15 protein-coding genes are annotated in these 16,763 nt (G+C 36.3%); 8 read left to right on the forward strand and 7 right to left on the reverse strand.

Annotated features, from left to right (window positions below; all coding sequences use genetic code 11):
• Position 1: 1 nt before the first annotated feature.
• Positions 2–1,330: a hypothetical protein gene (locus tag ACPF63_RS20410; RefSeq protein WP_426481105.1), complete on the reverse strand. Its 1,329-nt coding sequence runs from the start codon at positions 1,328–1,330 to the stop codon at positions 2–4.
• Between the two features lie 238 nt (positions 1,331–1,568).
• On the opposite strand from ACPF63_RS20410, the gene ACPF63_RS20415 reads away from it, so the two are divergent.
• Together ACPF63_RS20415 and ACPF63_RS20420 are read left to right on the forward strand one after the other, a co-directional pair.
• Positions 1,569–2,255 carry a response regulator transcription factor gene (locus tag ACPF63_RS20415; protein WP_213277721.1) on the forward strand — a complete coding sequence of 229 codons (687 nt, stop codon included), beginning with the start codon at positions 1,569–1,571 and terminating at the stop codon, positions 2,253–2,255.
• Entirely contained in the window at positions 2,252–3,625 is a 1,374-nt protein-coding gene (locus ACPF63_RS20420) for a HAMP domain-containing sensor histidine kinase (RefSeq protein ID WP_426481106.1), read from the forward strand. Before ACPF63_RS20415 ends, ACPF63_RS20420 begins: the two co-directional genes overlap by 4 nt.
• Before the next feature lie 32 nt (positions 3,626–3,657).
• Here the strand turns inward: ACPF63_RS20420 and ACPF63_RS20425 are convergent, their stop codons facing one another.
• From ACPF63_RS20425 to msrB, 3 genes are all read right to left on the reverse strand, one after another.
• On the reverse strand, positions 3,658–4,413 hold the full coding sequence (locus tag ACPF63_RS20425) for a murein L,D-transpeptidase catalytic domain family protein (RefSeq protein ID WP_077413424.1): 756 nt from the start codon (positions 4,411–4,413) through the stop codon (positions 3,658–3,660).
• 192 nt (positions 4,414–4,605) lie between these two features.
• A complete protein-coding gene (locus ACPF63_RS20430) occupies positions 4,606–4,983 on the reverse strand; it encodes a DUF7079 family protein (protein ID WP_426481107.1) in 378 nt (125 codons plus the stop codon).
• A gap of 7 nt (positions 4,984–4,990) precedes the next feature.
• On the reverse strand, positions 4,991–5,518 hold the full coding sequence (gene msrB, locus ACPF63_RS20435; protein WP_077413676.1) for a peptide-methionine (R)-S-oxide reductase MsrB: 528 nt from the start codon (positions 5,516–5,518) through the stop codon (positions 4,991–4,993).
• Positions 5,519–5,613: 95 nt separating this feature from the next.
• On the opposite strand from msrB, the gene ACPF63_RS20440 reads away from it, so the two are divergent.
• Positions 5,614–6,858, forward strand: coding sequence for a DUF445 domain-containing protein (locus ACPF63_RS20440; RefSeq protein WP_426481108.1), 1,245 nt, complete (start codon positions 5,614–5,616; stop codon positions 6,856–6,858).
• 20 nt (positions 6,859–6,878) lie between these two features.
• The gene (locus tag ACPF63_RS20445) at positions 6,879–7,766 is read left to right on the forward strand and encodes a hypothetical protein (RefSeq protein WP_426481109.1); all 888 of its coding nucleotides are present in this window, start codon (positions 6,879–6,881) and stop codon (positions 7,764–7,766) included.
• Between the two features lie 32 nt (positions 7,767–7,798).
• Here ACPF63_RS20445 and ACPF63_RS20450 read toward each other — a convergent pair whose 3' ends face one another.
• Positions 7,799–8,836 (reverse strand): quinone-dependent dihydroorotate dehydrogenase, encoded by a 1,038-nt coding sequence (locus ACPF63_RS20450; RefSeq protein ID WP_426481110.1) that lies wholly within the window; start codon positions 8,834–8,836, stop codon positions 7,799–7,801.
• A gap of 313 nt (positions 8,837–9,149) precedes the next feature.
• A complete protein-coding gene (locus ACPF63_RS20455; RefSeq protein ID WP_426481111.1) occupies positions 9,150–9,845 on the reverse strand; it encodes a pseudouridine synthase in 696 nt (231 codons plus the stop codon).
• A 445-nt stretch (positions 9,846–10,290) separates the two neighbouring features.
• Here ACPF63_RS20455 and ACPF63_RS20460 point away from each other — a divergent pair, with 445 nt between their 5' ends.
• Both ACPF63_RS20460 and ACPF63_RS20465 read left to right on the forward strand, forming a co-directional pair.
• Positions 10,291–11,832: a glycine--tRNA ligase gene (locus tag ACPF63_RS20460; RefSeq protein ID WP_077413418.1), complete on the forward strand. Its 1,542-nt coding sequence runs from the start codon at positions 10,291–10,293 to the stop codon at positions 11,830–11,832.
• A gap of 83 nt (positions 11,833–11,915) precedes the next feature.
• On the forward strand, positions 11,916–13,445 hold the full coding sequence (locus ACPF63_RS20465) for a hypothetical protein (protein WP_077413417.1): 1,530 nt from the start codon (positions 11,916–11,918) through the stop codon (positions 13,443–13,445).
• A gap of 133 nt (positions 13,446–13,578) precedes the next feature.
• Here the strand turns inward: ACPF63_RS20465 and ACPF63_RS20470 are convergent, their stop codons facing one another.
• Positions 13,579–14,907 (reverse strand): M48 family metalloprotease, encoded by a 1,329-nt coding sequence (locus ACPF63_RS20470; RefSeq protein WP_426481112.1) that lies wholly within the window; start codon positions 14,905–14,907, stop codon positions 13,579–13,581.
• A gap of 99 nt (positions 14,908–15,006) precedes the next feature.
• Between ACPF63_RS20470 and ACPF63_RS20475 the strand changes: the two genes are divergently transcribed.
• Both ACPF63_RS20475 and ACPF63_RS20480 read left to right on the forward strand, forming a co-directional pair.
• Positions 15,007–16,140 carry a serine hydrolase domain-containing protein gene (locus ACPF63_RS20475; protein ID WP_426481113.1) on the forward strand — a complete coding sequence of 378 codons (1,134 nt, stop codon included), beginning with the start codon at positions 15,007–15,009 and terminating at the stop codon, positions 16,138–16,140.
• Between the two features lie 5 nt (positions 16,141–16,145).
• A complete protein-coding gene (locus ACPF63_RS20480; RefSeq protein WP_426481114.1) occupies positions 16,146–16,757 on the forward strand; it encodes a YdeI/OmpD-associated family protein in 612 nt (203 codons plus the stop codon).
• Positions 16,758–16,763: the final 6 nt, after the last annotated feature.

Below are 16,763 nucleotides of genomic sequence, written 5' to 3' on the forward strand. Positions count from 1 at the left end.
TTTAATTAAAATCTATTCTGTATTTAAGGACAAACTGCCATTTCCGGTCAGAAACTACGGCATTGTTTGAAGGTTCATTGGTATAAACCGGTCTGTTCTGGGCGTCAAAGGTTAACCGGGAAGACATTCCGTTCATCAGCAGGGAGATTCCGGCATCATAAATCACGGCATTATCATGAAGTCCTTTCAGGTCAGACAGCTGCATTCCTACAGCAGGCTGAAGCTGCAGGTTTTTCTTTTCTTTATCAAGATAAGGAAGTGTGCCTCCCAATTGCACATAATACGTATTTCCGGTTCCGATAACAGGCATTGCATTTCCTGCCCCATTCAGACTCGCTTGTGTAACATCTACAGAAGTTGCAGGATTGTTGGTTCCTACGTACCGGATATAATTGGGCCCATAGTCGTTGTGCATCGCCATTCCATATGCGCTTATTGACGTTCCTTTTTCTTTGTTCAGCGGTGCATCATAAAATAAATCTACCGCAAAGCTTTTCATATCATCATTCACTGTATTTTTACCTGCATCCAGATGCCATAATGCATTGTGAATGTAATCAAAACCAGCTCCCAGACTCAATACATTCTTTTTTCCTACATAGGTTCCGGAATTAAAAGGTGTAGAAATATTCTCTTTATCTAAAAAAGCATATCTGAAATACCCGGAGAAGTCTTTTCCCAGAGAATTTTTACTGAATGAAGCTACATTCAGTTTCGGATCTGAAGTTGCCATGGTATAAGGATCGGCTACCACCAAACGGTAGTCAAATCTTCCAAGCTGCCCTTTAATATAGGCACTTAATTCCCTTACTGTATAATCCGTAGTCCCCGCATTGGATGTTGCATAAGCCGGCAAATCGTATAACAGCGTATTCAGAGGTCCTGTGGTAAATCTTGAAAGGCCGCGCCATGTGGAACGTCCTGCACCAAAAGCAATCTTATCATTAAAAGCATATTCAGCATAAGCATCCAGAAGGTCAAAGTAATTACTTCCTTTAGCATTTACATTCACATTGGTGGTTCCTCCCTGCAAAACAAACATCAGCTTTTCGGTGGGCTTATAAGTCATTTTTACACGAACTCTTCGAAGAGAAAGGTCAGACAAATCCGATTTTGCCTCATTATTGACAAGGCTTCCGGGATTAAGCTGTGTATATCTGGCCCACAATTCTGCATATCCGCTAAGAGAAATATATCGTGAGTGTTCTTCATTGAAGTAATGGGTCAATCCGGGGTTATTAAAGTCATTTTTTTTCTGAGCTTCTAATTTTCCCACGAGTCCCACTAAGGAAAACAAAGCAATTGCAGTTTTGAAAGAGGTAGTCTTCATATTTTTCTATTCTTATCTTTTTGTTGATTTCAACGGGACAAAATTAGATCGGGAATGTCTGGACAGGTATTAGAAATCTATTAGAAACCTTATAGAAAACTATTAAAAGGGTTAATGTTTTCTGATAAAAGAAAAATATGAAATACCTTTGTACAGTGCTTTGGGGACAGATTAAAATCAAGCTTTTAAAATCAAAAAACATTTGAAAACCAAGGTATATATCCCATAGTATTTCTTTATGAAAATTTTAATTGTAGAAGATAATTCGCGTGTTTCAAGTCTTTTGAAAAGAGGACTGGAGAGCCAGGAATATCAGGTGTATATTTCGGAAGATGCAGAAGATGCTATTGTCCTGCTGAATAAAATATCTTTCGATCTGGCGATTACAGATATTATGCTGCCAAAAATGAGCGGTATTGATCTATGCAAACTGATCAAAGAGAAATACCCTGATCTTCCCATCATTATGCTCACCGCTCTGGGCACGATTGATGAAAAAATTGAAGGATTTGACGCCGGAGCGGATGATTATATGGTAAAACCTTTTGAAATCAGGGAACTTTACGTAAGAATCAAAGCTATTCTGCAAAGAAGATCAGCCAGAAATAAAGAAGCATATCTGACCGATCTTGAATATCATGACCTGAAGATTGATAAAAAGTTCAACAGAGTTTTCAGAAACAGAACAGAAATAGAACTCACTCCCAAAGAATTTAAACTCCTGGTATTTCTGGTAAACAATGCCGAAAGAATTCTTACCCGTGAAGAAATTGCAGAAAATGTATGGGGAAATCATTTTGACACCGGAACCAATTATATTGATGTCTACATTGCTTATTTACGGAAAAAGATTGATAAAAATTTTGATCATAAACTGATTCACACCAAACCCGGAGTAGGATTTATTTTCGCTTCACAATTATGAAAATAGCAACCAGAACAGCACTTATTTATTCTATCCTTACCGCAGGCATTTTATTTTTGTTTGCTTATGTTCTCTATTTTGTATCTGAAAAGAACAGGGAGGATGAGTTTAACGACCGTTTAGGATATAAGGTGATCTGGAGGTCAGAATTTATCTTCGATGTCAGAATCAATGATGAAAAAATCCGTGAGCTTCACCAGCGTAACCAAAAGTTGCTGAATGAGGCAGACATCAGTGTTTATAACAGTAAAAAAGAGCTTACTTTCACAGATGTTCCTCCTCTCAAAAGCAATGAAAAATATCTGGATAAAATTATCAGATCCAATAAAAACAGAATATTCTGGCAGCAGGGCGACCGTCAGTATATTGCCATTCAGTTTCAATCAAACGGAGAAAAATATTATATCATTGGAAGTGCAGTAGATGTCACAGGAAAAGCCCATATTTCTGAGTTTAAAAAAGATATCATCATCATTTATATCAGCTCCATTGTCATCATTTTTATTATAGGATTTCTTTTTTCATACTATACCCTTAAGCCTTTAAAGGATATTATCTTCCAGATCCGCGATATTTCAGAGCATAATCTGAATAAACGGCTGGATATTCCCAAAGCAAAAGATGAGATTTATGAACTGACTGAAACGTTTAATTCCACCTTCAACAGGCTGGAAAAATCTTTTAATAATCATAAACAATTCGTTACCACTATTTCCCATGAATTCCGGACTCCTCTTTCCACCTTAATTGCAGAGCTGGAGCTTGCCAAGGAACTGAATGTAACGTTGGATGACTATAAGCTTTCTATTGACAATGCCCTGCAAGATGCAAATGATGCTTCGGAGCTGTCTTCTGCTTTGTTAGATTTTGCCAGGGCCAGCTATGATGTATCACAGATCAGTTTTACCAATCTGCGTCTGGATGAGATTTTGGCAGAAGCCAAGCTTGCATTGCTGCAGAAAAATGCCGGTTACAAAATCGGGATCAATTATATGGGTAATACGTCAGATGATGATGAAAACAATTATGATTTTCATGGTAATCCTTACCTGCTGCAGGTTGCTTTTTCGAACTTAATAGAGAATGCCTGTAAATATTCAGGAGACAAAAGCTGCCATATTGAAATAGAGACCAACTCGGACCATATAAAAATCCGTTTTGTTGATCATGGGATTGGTATTTCAGAAAAGGATCTTTTGAAAATTTTTGATTTGTTTTACCGGGGTTCCAATAAGAATTTCGAAAAAGGAAACGGTATCGGTCTTTCCATTGTAAAAAGGATTGTAGAAATACACGAAGGCAAATTGACGATCGATTCTGAAGTTTCAAAAGGGAGTGTATTTACTGTAACAGTTTCCTCCAAAAAATAAAAAAGCAGTCAAAAACTGACTGCTTTTTATCTTTACGCTTTCAACCATTCTGAGGAAGAAAGATAATTCTGATCAGGATAATAGATGAACAGACAGTTTTTTCCTTTAATCGTATTGATTATAGATTGTGTCAGCTCTCTTGGGACGGCAGGGCATCCCCAGCTTCTTCCGATTCTTTTGTGCATTGCCGCAAATGCATCACTTACATAATCCGCACCATGCATTACAATTGCTCTTCTGTATGCAGCATCATTAAAACCCTTATCCATTCCCAATAACTTCAGAGAATATCCGTTGTCCCCCTGATAGGTTGCATCCGTGATATAAAATCCCATGCTGCTCTGCAGCGAACTTTCCCTGTTAGAAAAATTCGTCGCAAATTCTTCGCCTGTATTTTTTCCGTGTGCCACTAAAGAGTTGAACAGAACTTTCTTGTCTTCCAGGTCAATGATCCAAAGTCTTTTTGTGTTAGAAGACATAGAAAAATCGCAGATAGTCAATAAATGCGAGTCTTGGGTAAGCAATCCTGCTTTTTTTAAATTTTCATAACCCGTCAATGCTTTTGAGAACACTTCATAATTCAATTCGTGTTCAGGGTCAAATGCAATAGATTGGTATAATGCTTCTGATGAAGATACGGCTGTTGTGCTCTTCTCAGATTTCGTTTCAGCTACTTTTTCAGTTTTCGTTGTTTTTACATTCTCACTTTTCGCCGCTAGTCTTGGGGAAATGTAGAATGAAGTCGTCACCATGTAAACAAGGCCTAATACGCTATAAAATCCTTTCATTCAATACTATATAAATCCAAATTAGTGGGGCAAAATTATAAAAACATAATTACCAAGGGGTTATAACTCTAAAAAGTTTAACGCTATTTAAGAAACTTTAACGTCCTGATTCTTTGAATTAAAGCACTCATTTTTGAGAATTCGAAATACATCAAGGCTCATAAACACTCAAGGTTTCCTTCCATTGGAAAGTCAGAAACCTATCTGATTATAGATTTCTTCAAGTCTTTTCCAATAATCTCTATTTACCTGTTCATATATTGGATAAATACATTTGATAGCAAGAATATCCAGCTCACTTCGGGATTCCATCCAGTTCATAATATTTTTAACTAATCTTTTTTCTTCAAAGCCAGCCCATTCGCCAGCCGGATTCAGCAGATTAGAAAAAAGAATGGGAAAAATTTCATATTGATCTATCTTTTTAATCTTTTCAAAACTAAAAGGACTTTTAAGAAAAATTCCGGTCATATACTGAAATTGCCATTCCTGAAGTTCTGTATCCAGATATAAATCAGAAAGCGCCAGCCATACAAGTTTACGTTCCTCAAACAACTCCGGTTCTTTCATTTCATGTTTACTTCTTAGAATCAGCTACAAACTCAAGGCTTACGGAATTCATACAGTATCTTAATCCTGTAGGTTTTGGACCGTCATCGAAAACGTGTCCCAGATGGGAATCGCATCTTTTACAAAGCACTTCTACCCGATCCATTCCATAAGACTGATCTCTTATATAATAGACTCCTTCTTTATCCGCTTCAAAAAAACTTGGCCAGCCGCAGCTGCTGGAAAATTTTGATGTAGAACGGAACAGGTGATTTCCACAAACGGCACAATAATATTCTCCTATCTCATCAAATTCGTTATATTTTCCTGTAAAAGCTCTTTCTGTTGCTGCTTCCCTGGCAATTGCATATAAATCCGGTGCAAGGATTTTTTTCCATTCTTCGTTGGAAATATTAAGTTTTGCAGTATCAGTTCTGGAATAGTATGGATTGTTTTTTGCTTCTGTATTTTCCATAGAAGAGGTTTTAATAGGTTCATATTTCTGCGTACAAGACTGCAGAAAAAATAATAAGGTGATTGAAACTAAAAATTTCATCGTAAATTTCATTCTTTAACCCCAAAAGCTTTGAGGTTTAAAAGCTTTTATCAAGATTAAACGGTTTCATAACCAAATTTAGTAAATTTGAGAATATGAATGACGAAGCAAAAAGAAAACAACTGAGAAAATATAAAGCATTTGCTACAGGATTATTCGTTCTGATGGCTGTTATTTTCATTGTTACCACTATTTTACAGAAGTCTAATAACTCTCATTGGATCGGTTATGTGCGGGCCTTTGCTGAGGCTGCTATGGTAGGAGCTCTTGCTGACTGGTTTGCTGTAACCGCATTATTCCGCCATCCGCTCGGGCTTCCGATCCCTCATACCAATCTGATTGAAAACAGTAAACAAAGACTTGGAGACAACCTTGGGAGTTTTGTAGTGGGGAACTTTCTTTCTCCTCAGAATATACGTCCTTACATCCAAAAGCTTAAAGTTTCCAATTTTGTCGGAGAATGGCTGGCAAAGGAAAAAAGTCAGGAAATTTTGATTAGAAATCTTTCAGATATTGTTCTTGATATTCTCAATAAACTGGATAACTCCACAGTAAGCCAGTTTATCAGCAAAAAGGTGTCTGAAATGACAGACGATATCAAACTTAATAAAGTAGTTGGAAACGGGATAGGGTATATTCTGGAAAAAAATGATCATCAGAGAATCATCACCAATCTTTCAAAACAAATCAAAGAATATATCATTGAAAATGATGAAATGATCCAGGAACGTGTAAAAAAAGGCAGTTATTCATTCATTCCATCTTTTGTAGATAATAAAATTGCGGATAAAATTACCGACGGACTTTCTGATTTTTTTAAAGAAATAGAAGAAGATCCTCAGCATGAAGTAAGAGGATTGATTACACAGAAAATTCATGAATTCTCCATTGATCTGAAAGAAGATCCGAAATGGGATGAGGAATTTAAAACCATCAAAAACGGACTCCTGAAAAATGATAAACTGGATGAGTATTCCAATGACATCTGGGTTTCTATCAAAAAAACACTGATGAAAGAGCTTCAGGAAGAGTATTCTGCATTGAAAAACTATCTTTCTAAAAACCTGAATGAGTTTGCACAGAATTTAAAGACAGATGAAAACCTTCAGAACAAAATTGACCATTGGGTTCGGGTAACGGCCTATAAATATATTCTGAAAAACACCCACCAATTCGGGAACCTCATCAGTACAACTGTTGGAAACTGGCAGGGAAAAGAGCTTAGTGAAAAATTGGAACTGGAAGTGGGAAAAGACCTACAGTTTATCCGGGTCAACGGAACACTGGTTGGCGGCCTGGTCGGGCTTATTATCTACACCATCACCCATTTCTTCCTCTAAAAAACTAGTGACTACCCGCCATGAAAAAAATATTTATTTTATTATTTTCTTTAACCCTCTCATTTTTTCTCTGCCAAAAAGTTGAATTAAAGAAAGTAACCGATTCTTCACAGATTTTCAAAGGAGAAATTGCAGGAGTTTCCATTACTATGCAGCTTCATTTCGCAGGAATTGCAGATTGCAGTCTCTACCAGTATTTTGTAGACGGATGGTATTATTACGATAAGTATCAGAAGAAAATTCCGCTAACGGGGGTTTATGATTATGGTAAACTCTCATTATATAACTTTGGTGCTCAGCAAAAAATAAATTCCAAAATATTTAAAGAAAAGATCACGTCACCACAAACGGTAGAAAAAACAAATGAAATAGCACAGTTACTGACTCCCAAAGAATATATTAGCTTTAATCAGAACGAAACTAAAGAAAATATAATTCAGGGAAATATTTATCTGGATAAAAAAACTTATCCTGCCAGACTTTTTACCAGTAATGATATGATTTACCGCTACAACAACTATCTGATCTTACCTAATAATAAAAAAATCAATACATTCGACTTTATCAATCAATATGGAGGAAATGAACTGATTTCCTATACATCGGGAGAAAACAGGAACCGGGTATTGCTGTATTTCGAACATTCTTCGAATCTTAATGCATGTGGAAGATGTGGTGCCAGCGAAGGCGAAAAAGGATACCGGGTTCTTTACTTCACAAAAGACTGGAATTATAAAAATTATGAGGAATTTCTGATAGAAAGTTGTCTGGATAATATTTATGACGTTACCAAAACTAAGTCCAAGGACAGAAAAACGATACAATATAAAATAGGTAAATCTGATACAGCGCCTGCTTATACTCTTACCATAGATTTAGAAAATGCATCAGTCATAAAGTCAAAATAAAAAAGAGAGTTATCTAAACTCTCTTTCTATTTTTATCTTGGTAATCGGCTTGCTCTTTTCAGAAGTTCCTGATTGATTTCGTTGATCAGTTCCGGGCCTTCATAAATAAATCCGGTGTACAGCTGAACCAGTGTAGCTCCTGCATCCAGCTTCTCCATAGCATCTTTTGCAGAATGTATTCCACCTACTCCAATGATTGGGAATGTTCTGTTACTTTTATCAGAAAGATATTTAATCATTTTTGTACTTCTTTCACGGATAGGTTTTCCGCTTAATCCTCCGTTTCCTATCTGTTCTAAAACTTCCGGAGAGGTTTTCAAACCTTCTCTGTTCACTGAAGTATTGGAAACTACAATACCATCAATCTTTGTTTCCGCAATCAGTTCAATGATTTCGTCTAATTGATTGTTGTTAAGATCCGGAGCAATTTTAAGTAAGATGGGTTTCTGCACAGATTTTGACTGGTTTATTTTCTTCACTTCTGTGATCAGCTCTCTCAGATATTCTACATCTTCAAGTTTGGCGTGGCTTCCTACATTCGGACAGCTTACGTTGAGTACAAAGTAGTCTACATGAGGATGAAGACCTTCAAAACAGTCCAGATAATCCTGAGTATAGTTTTCCGGGCTTGTATCTGTATTTTTTCCGATGTTTCCCCCGATAATTACTTTTCCTTTATTGGATTTCAGTTTTTCAATCGCTGCTTCAAGACCATCATTGTTGAATCCCATTCTGTTGATGATTCCTCCATCTTCTATCAAACGGAATAATCTTTTTCTTGGATTTCCGGCCTGTGCCCTTGGTGTTACCGTTCCAATTTCTACAAATCCGAAACCTAAGTCTCCCAATTCGTTGAACAACACTGCATTTTTATCAAAACCAGCAGCCAATCCAACAGGATTTTTAAATTTTAATCCGAAAACTTCTCTTTCCAGACGTTTGTCTTCAATAGGTTTTGGAAAAAATAGTTTGGTAAAAAATCCAAAATTCTTAAGCATTGAAAATGTAAAGTGATGAACATCTTCAGGATCAAATTTAAAAAGAATGGGACGAATGAGCGATTTGTACATTGAAAAAAAGTTTTACAAAAATACTCATTTTAAAATTAATGTTCGGTTAACCTATGATATTTTATCAAAATGTTTGATATATAAGATCTATAAGCCGGAAAACAATCTGTGTACTCTCAAAATGAGTAAGATATTTTAACGCTATGATCGCAAAATACTTCGACTATCCTGAAAACATTTCGGTTCGCAAAGATGTTCACTAAGCGAAGTATGCGCTATTAGCTTTTGCTGAACGAAGTCCCTCAGCGGTCGAAAAGTATCCATTTAAATACACTCTTAGTAAACATTCCGTTAAAAAATATTCACAAATAACTTAAGAATAGGAACTCAGATCAAATTTCAGAATATCCCCTACTCTTTTGAACTCTTCATCTATAGTAGCATTTACTGTAATTCTTTCGTTAGAAACAGGATGATTAAAAATCAGTTGATGGGCGTGAAGCGTCATTTTGTTGATCTCAAATGTTTGAAGCCACAACTTATTTTGTTTATTGCAGCCATGTTTTCTGCAACCTAAAATAGGATGCAGAATATGTTTAAAATGTTTTCTCAACTGATGAAATCTTCCTGTTTCAGGAATTGCTTCTACCAAACAATATCTCGAAGTCTGATGTTTTAAAAAAGGCAAATCTATTTCTGAAGTCTGCAGACGGCGATAGTATGTAACGGCATTTTGTGTGACTTCATTTTCATTAACTAAATCATAATCAATTGTTTCTTCTTCTTTTGCCCAACCCCGAAGAATTGCCAGATATTTCTTCTCCACTTCGCGTGATGCAAACTGTTCGCTCATGATTCTAAGAGTATCTTTATCTAAAGTAAACAACAGAACACCTGACGTTTTTCGGTCTAACCGGTGTACAGGATACACTTTTTGTCCAATCTGTTTCTTCAACTCCTGAATAGCATAAGTATCTGCTTCTCCCGCATAGAAAGATTTATGAACCAATAATCCGCTGGGTTTGTTGATGGCAATAATATGCTCGTCTCGATAAAGAATTTCTAACATGGTGCAAAAGTAGAAATTTTCGACCGATTTAGCCCTGATTGAGCGGTATGTTTGAGCTCTTTTCTGGTTTTAGGCGGCGGCTTCGCCGCCGCCTAAAACCAGAAAAAGCGAGTAGCAAAAGCAGGTGCCCGGCTCCTTTATCAAACTTCAAATAAAAGGCTTATATTAGTAAAAGGTTTTACCTTAATTTAAAAAAATGACAGATTATTTTGGTTTTTTTGTAAAATTGATCGTGATCGCTGTTATAATAACGATTGCTACAATTCTTTTCGTGCCCTTAAAAAAATACAGAATAGCAAAGATATTACTGTTTATTTTGGCTGGTGTTTTATTTATCATTGGCGTGGGAGGATGCTTCTTAATGACAATCTCTAATGTAGGATCTTACAGGTATTAATATTTTCCCAATAAAAAACATTATTTTTGCACATCAGATGTAAAAATTATGGCAAAGCAAGAAGATGTTTTCAAGAAAGTGATTTCTCACGCTAAAGAATATGGTTTTATTTTCCCATCGAGTGAGATCTATGATGGTTTATCCGCTGTGTATGATTATGGACAGAACGGGGCCGAACTAAAAAATAATATCAAACAATACTGGTGGAAAGCTATGGTACAGCTTAACGAGAATATTGTGGGTATTGACTCGGCGATTTTGATGCACCCAACCACATGGAAAGCATCAGGCCACGTAGACGCTTTCAACGATCCATTGATTGATAATAAAGATTCTAAGAAACGTTTCAGAGCAGACGTTTTGGTGGAAGACTACTGCGCTAAAATTGAAGACAAAGAGAACAAAGAAATTGAAAAAGCGGCGAAAAGATTCGGGGATGCTTTTGATAAAGATCAGTTTGTTGCCACGAATCCAAAAATTCTGGAATACAGAGCAAAGAGAGAAGCTATTCTTTCAAGACTGGCGAAATCTCTGGAAAATGAAGATCTTGCTGATGTAAAATCTTTAATTGAAGAGCTTGAAATTGCAGATCCTGATACCGGTTCTAAAAACTGGACAGAAGTAAGACAGTTCAACCTGATGTTCGGAACAAAGCTGGGAGCTTCTGCAGACAGTGCAATGGATCTTTACCTTAGACCGGAAACGGCTCAGGGTATTTTCGTTAACTTCTTAAACGTACAAAAAACGTCACGTCATAAACTTCCTTTCGGTATTGCGCAGATTGGTAAGGCATTCAGAAACGAGATTGTTGCAAGACAGTTTATCTTCAGAATGCGTGAATTCGAACAGATGGAAATGCAGTTCTTCGTTGCTCCGGGAACAGAACTTGAGTTCTATGAGAAGTGGAAGCAGAAACGTCTGAACTGGCACTTGGCTCTAGGTCTAGGAAATGATAATTACAGATTCCATGATCATGAGAAATTGGCTCACTATGCAAATGCTGCTGCTGATATTGAATTTAACTTCCCATTCGGGTTTAAAGAACTGGAAGGGATTCACTCAAGAACAGATTTCGACTTAAAGGCACATGAAACATTCTCAGGAAGAAAGCTTCAGTTCTTTGATCCTGAAAGAAACGAAAACTATGTTCCTTATGTAGTGGAAACTTCAGTAGGTTTAGACAGATTATTCCTTTCTATATTCTCTCACTGCTTAAAAGATGAAGTATTGGAAGATGGTTCAGAAAGAACAGTTTTATCTTTACCTCCGGCATTGGCACCAATTAAAGCAGCCATCCTTCCTTTGATGAAGAAAGACGGTTTAGCAGAGTATGCAGAAAATATCTTCAACGATCTGAAATATGATTTCAATCTGTTCTACGAAGAAAAAGATGCCATCGGAAAGCGTTACAGAAGACAGGATGCTATCGGTACTCCATACTGTATCACTATTGACCACGACTCTCTTACTGATCATACAGTAACCATAAGAGACAGAGATACGATGCAGCAGGAAAGAGTTCCTGTTTCAGATTTGAGACGAATCATTGATGAAAAAACGAACTTCAGAAATTTACTTTCTCAATTATAATAAAAAAAGCCCTGTTCTCAGGGCTTTTTTATTTTTATCAACATATGGGTTAATTTATTATTTTTATCCCTCAAATTTTAACCATGAAAAAAATAACACTCATAGTGTTTGGACTGATCCAGACATTTGCATTTTCCCAAACCCAGGATCTGACAACACTTGCCGCTGGGGATCACGTGGGAATGAATGCTTTATTCGATGATAAAGACAATCTTTACGGTTATGTTTCTCTATATTCTTACGGAAAATCCGGTGATAAGACCAAAAAATTTGAATATGTAATTCTGGACAAAAACCTCAACCCTGTTGCCAATAAAGAGTTTGAAGGTGATATCACTGCTGCCTCTTATTTAGGATATGTTGATTTTAAAGGGCAGATTATCTTAAAGCCCTCAATGATGGATTATTCTCTGGTAAAAAGCCGAGAAGTATTTACTCCGGTTTCTATGGTGATTGACCCTAAAACAAATTCTATTACCAGAAAAATCTATTATGACTATCTGGAAAACGGTACTTTCAAAGAAATCAACGAACCGAAGAGCTGGAAAGAACAGCGTAAGGAAAATCGTGATGAGAAAAAAGATAAAGGATACAATTACGTTTCTGCCGTAGGTGAGCTGAAAGAAGGCGGTTACTTTGCCGTGGAGTATAAAGATTACGGAAAGTATGAAAATAACAACAGCCTCATGAGATTTGATGAAAACAAAAAGGAGGTTTGGAGATATAAATACAATACTGACGGAAGCAAGAAAATTTATTCTACTTTATCTGTTCTGGAAAGAGATGAAAATTATATGTACTGCATCATGAAGAAAGTGAATGAAAAGCAAAAATCATTCAGTCTCCTGGTTCTTGATATGAAAACCGGAAAAGAAACATCCAACAAGCCGGTAACCGGATTGTCTGATGATACTATAGACAATATTGAATCCTTCTACTCCAATTACAGAAAGATTGATAATGATAAAAATTTCGATGATAAAGTAGTTCTGCTGGGAAGAAACTATGATGATTCTGAGTCAGTAGGATTTGCAAGAATGCTGGTAGACAAAAAAAACTTTACTGCAGATACCAAAACAATCAATTATGAGCCGAATATCTCAGCTTTCCTTCCAAAACTCAATAGAAATGGTATGGTAGAAAGTGGTTACATGCTTCAGACCAAAGACATGTACTTCATGAACGATGGAAGTGTAGGTATTTTATCCGAAAAATATAAACCTGCCGGACAATATAATGCTCCCAAAACAACAGACCTTGTTTACATATACACAGATAAAGATTTCAAAGTAAAAAATGTACAGGTCTTTGAAAAAGAAAAATCTAAATGGGTAAACAGTGATTATCTCTTTTCACAATACCTCAACGGTGGAAAAGACGTGGTATTTTTCTACCGCGACTATCAGAAAGATGAAGTAACAAAGCAGAAAAGATGGAATTTATTCATCAATACCATTATTGACGGAAAATTCAAACAGGAGATCATTCCTATTTCCGAAAAAGACAATTATGCAGTAACACCCTATGTAGGAAAAGAGGGGTATATCCTTCTTCGGGAGTATAACGAAAAAGAAAAATTCAATAAGATCCGTTTGGAGAAATTAAATTACTAGTATAAAATAAGAACCCTTATGAGTCATCAGGGTTCTTATTTTTAAGTTTTGGCTAAAGCCAGTGAAATTTTCTATTATTTTAAAAACAGGCTAAAGTTCATTCCTATTGATATCTCCAATACTTATATCAAGATCAGTTTGCTTTCACTATCTTTTCATTGGTCTGGTAAAAGTCTGCAATATTTTTAATTTCCTCCAAACTTAAGTTCCACATAAAGTTCAGGAACTGCTGATAGCTTTCACTTTGATTTTTAGGTTCTATCCTATCCAGATACCGGTTCAGATTATAGCTTTTTCTCGCTTCATATATCTTGGAAAAACATCTTCCCAGCCAGCTTTTATAATATTTTTCTTCCTCTTCATCCTGCAGAAACTGCATGGCAGCATAAATTCCCTGCCCATAATCTTCTGAGTGGAAATAGTTGGGCAAAATTTCCATTCTTGCTGTTTTCTTTAATGTTACAAACAGATCTGAAGGTTTTTCCGGAGCAATTGAACTTTTAAGTTCAGCAAATGTTTTTTTAAGCATCTCAATTCTTCTGGACACTTCAGGGTGCGATGCGAGGGAATCCTTGTTCAGCTTTTCTTTGTAGAAATTATAATTGTACAGGGAAAAATCTTCCTTCTTCATCCACTTTTCATTAAAGGCCTGCTTTGGAAGATTAAAAAGCTTTTTATACGTTTCCATTTTCAGCTCTCTTGGCGAAATAGTATCAAAATCCTGCAGTCTTTGAAGTGCATTTACAAATTCAGACTTCTTAAAATCACTGTTTTTAAAAATAACATAACCCAAAGAATCCGCCTGCATTTCGCTTTGTCTTTTTTCCACCCCTTTTTTATACACTGTATTTTTAAAGATATCGAAAGCTTTCTGATTCTGGCTCTGAGTTCGGCTGGTGGTAGTTGATTTTATATTCTCAACCAATACTTTATCCAATTTATCCTGTTCGATAATTTTTAAAAAGGTTTTCAGGGAATGTTCTTCTATTTTATGACCCAGTTCATGGGAGATCACAGCTGCAATTTGCTCTTCATTATTAAGCCAGCTGTAAAGCCCCATATTGATAACAAAAGTTCCGTCAGCAAGACAGTAAGCATTGGGAGTATTATCTTTTGCGATTAGAATTTTCAGGTCCTGAGGAATTTTAGGATTATTCTTTTTAAAACGTTGAATCATAGACTGTATGCTGGTTTCAAATTCCGATTTAAAGATAAAATTCTTATTCTTCACCTGCTTTTGAAAGTCTGTTCCGAATTCTTTATAGATTTTGGATAATTCAGAGCCTGTTTTCCCAGAATACTGAGATTTTAATTTCTTCACAGTCGCTTCATTATTTCCTTCAAAACTCATTAAAAATGCTTTCCTCTGTACATAATCTGCGGTATCTATCGGTTTATACATCTGGGCCATTCCCATGATTGAAAATAGGAAGTACCCCAATACAATAAGTTTTCTGGTCATAGTTTTCATCAATAAGAACAAAAATAACTTATTTGATGATTCATTTTAATTTTTATAGCCAAATTATTCTAAATTTGTTAGAGACCCATTCATGAAAAAATGAGAATACTAAAGTATATGATAGGTGGAGCGGTAGCTGGTGCTGCAGCGGCTTATTTTCTGGGATATGATTATTTATTTAGTGGTATTTCAAAAACTTATCTTAAAGGAAAATCAAGTGCATATATTGATGACGGAAATCTTTTCCCGAGCAACCCTATTGCCACAGAGGAACCTGAGCTATGGGAAGAAGATCCGGATTACAACAAAAAAGATTTACCTAAATATTTAGTTGAAAATTTAAAACGCTCCAGAACAGCAGCTTTTGTTGTGATACGAAATGGAAAAATTCTTCATGAGCAATATTGGGATGGTTATAACCAGCTTTCACAAACCAATTCTTTTTCGATGGCAAAAGCAGTGACTGTCATGTTGTTGGGAAAAGCGTTGGAAGAAGGTATTATTCATACTATTGATGAAAAGTTCTCTGATTTCTATCCGGAATTTAAAAATAAACCATTCGGAAATGAGGTTACCCTTAAAAACCTCGCTCAAATGGAATCCGGGCTGGACTGGGATGAAAATTACAATAATCCGTTTCTTCCCAATGCCAAAGCTTATTATGGAAAAAGCCTTGTAAAAGCTGTATTCTCAAGAAAATTTAAAGAAGAACCGGGAACAAGATTCGAATATCAAAGCGGTTCTACCCAACTTCTTGGTTTTGCCCTCCGGAAAGCTCTGACCCAACCATTAGCGAGCTATTTATCAGAAAAATTCTGGATTCCTTTGGGAATGGAACAGAATGCGAAATGGAGTACAGACGATTATGGTATGGAAAAAACGTATTGCTGCATTCACTCCAATGCAAGAGATTTTGCTAAGCTGGGACAGCTGTTTCTGAATGATGGAAAAGCCGGGGATCAGCAGATTCTTAACGCTGACTTCATTGAACAGATGAGAACTCCGACTGAAAAGTCTGAAGGCATTTATGGAATGGGACTGTGGATCAATCATGACAGCCCCATCAAACATTATTATTTCCTGGGATTACAGGGACAGTATATTATTATGGTTCCAGAGCACAATATCGTTATTGTAAAAACAGGGAGCTACTCCAACAACCCTAAAAATGACAGAGGAAGACCCGATCAGGTAAAATTCTTTGTGAACGAAATTGTACAATTATTCCAATAAACACTATGGATAAACACAGCGTAAAAGTTGATGAATACATTGAAAAATCTCCGGATTTTGCAAAACCTATCTTACGTTATCTCCGTGAAACGATTCACGAAGTCTGCCCCGATGCAGAAGAAGCAATCAAATGGAAGTTTCCTACGTTCATGTATAAAGGTAAAATTCTTTGTTCCATTACCGCTTTCAAGCAATACTGCAGTCTCGGATTCTGGCTGCATCAGGAGATGAAAACATTAAAGGAGATAGAAACAACAGCTGAAAGAAGCTCAATGTTCAGCTTAGGAAAAGTAACAGGAATTGAAGATCTTCCTTCCAAACCTCAGCTGAAAAAAGCAATTAAAGAAGCCATGGAACTTACGGATATGGGTGTTACTATGAAGAAAGCCCCGCCCTCCAAAACAGAAATGGAAGTTCCTGATTATTTTCAGTCCGCATTACATGCTCATTCAAAAGCCTCTTATATTTTTGAAAAGGCTTCACCATCCTTCAGAAAAGAATATATTGCGTGGGTAACAGAAGCAAAAACCGAAGCAACCCGGAATAAAAGATTGGAACAGTCTTTGGAGTGGATAGCGGAGGGTAAAAGCCGTAACTGGAAATACCAAAAAAAATAAAACACA

It is taken from the genome of Chryseobacterium sp. R2ACT005 (assembly GCF_049949215.1).
Lineage (GTDB): Bacteria > Bacteroidota > Bacteroidia > Flavobacteriales > Weeksellaceae > Chryseobacterium.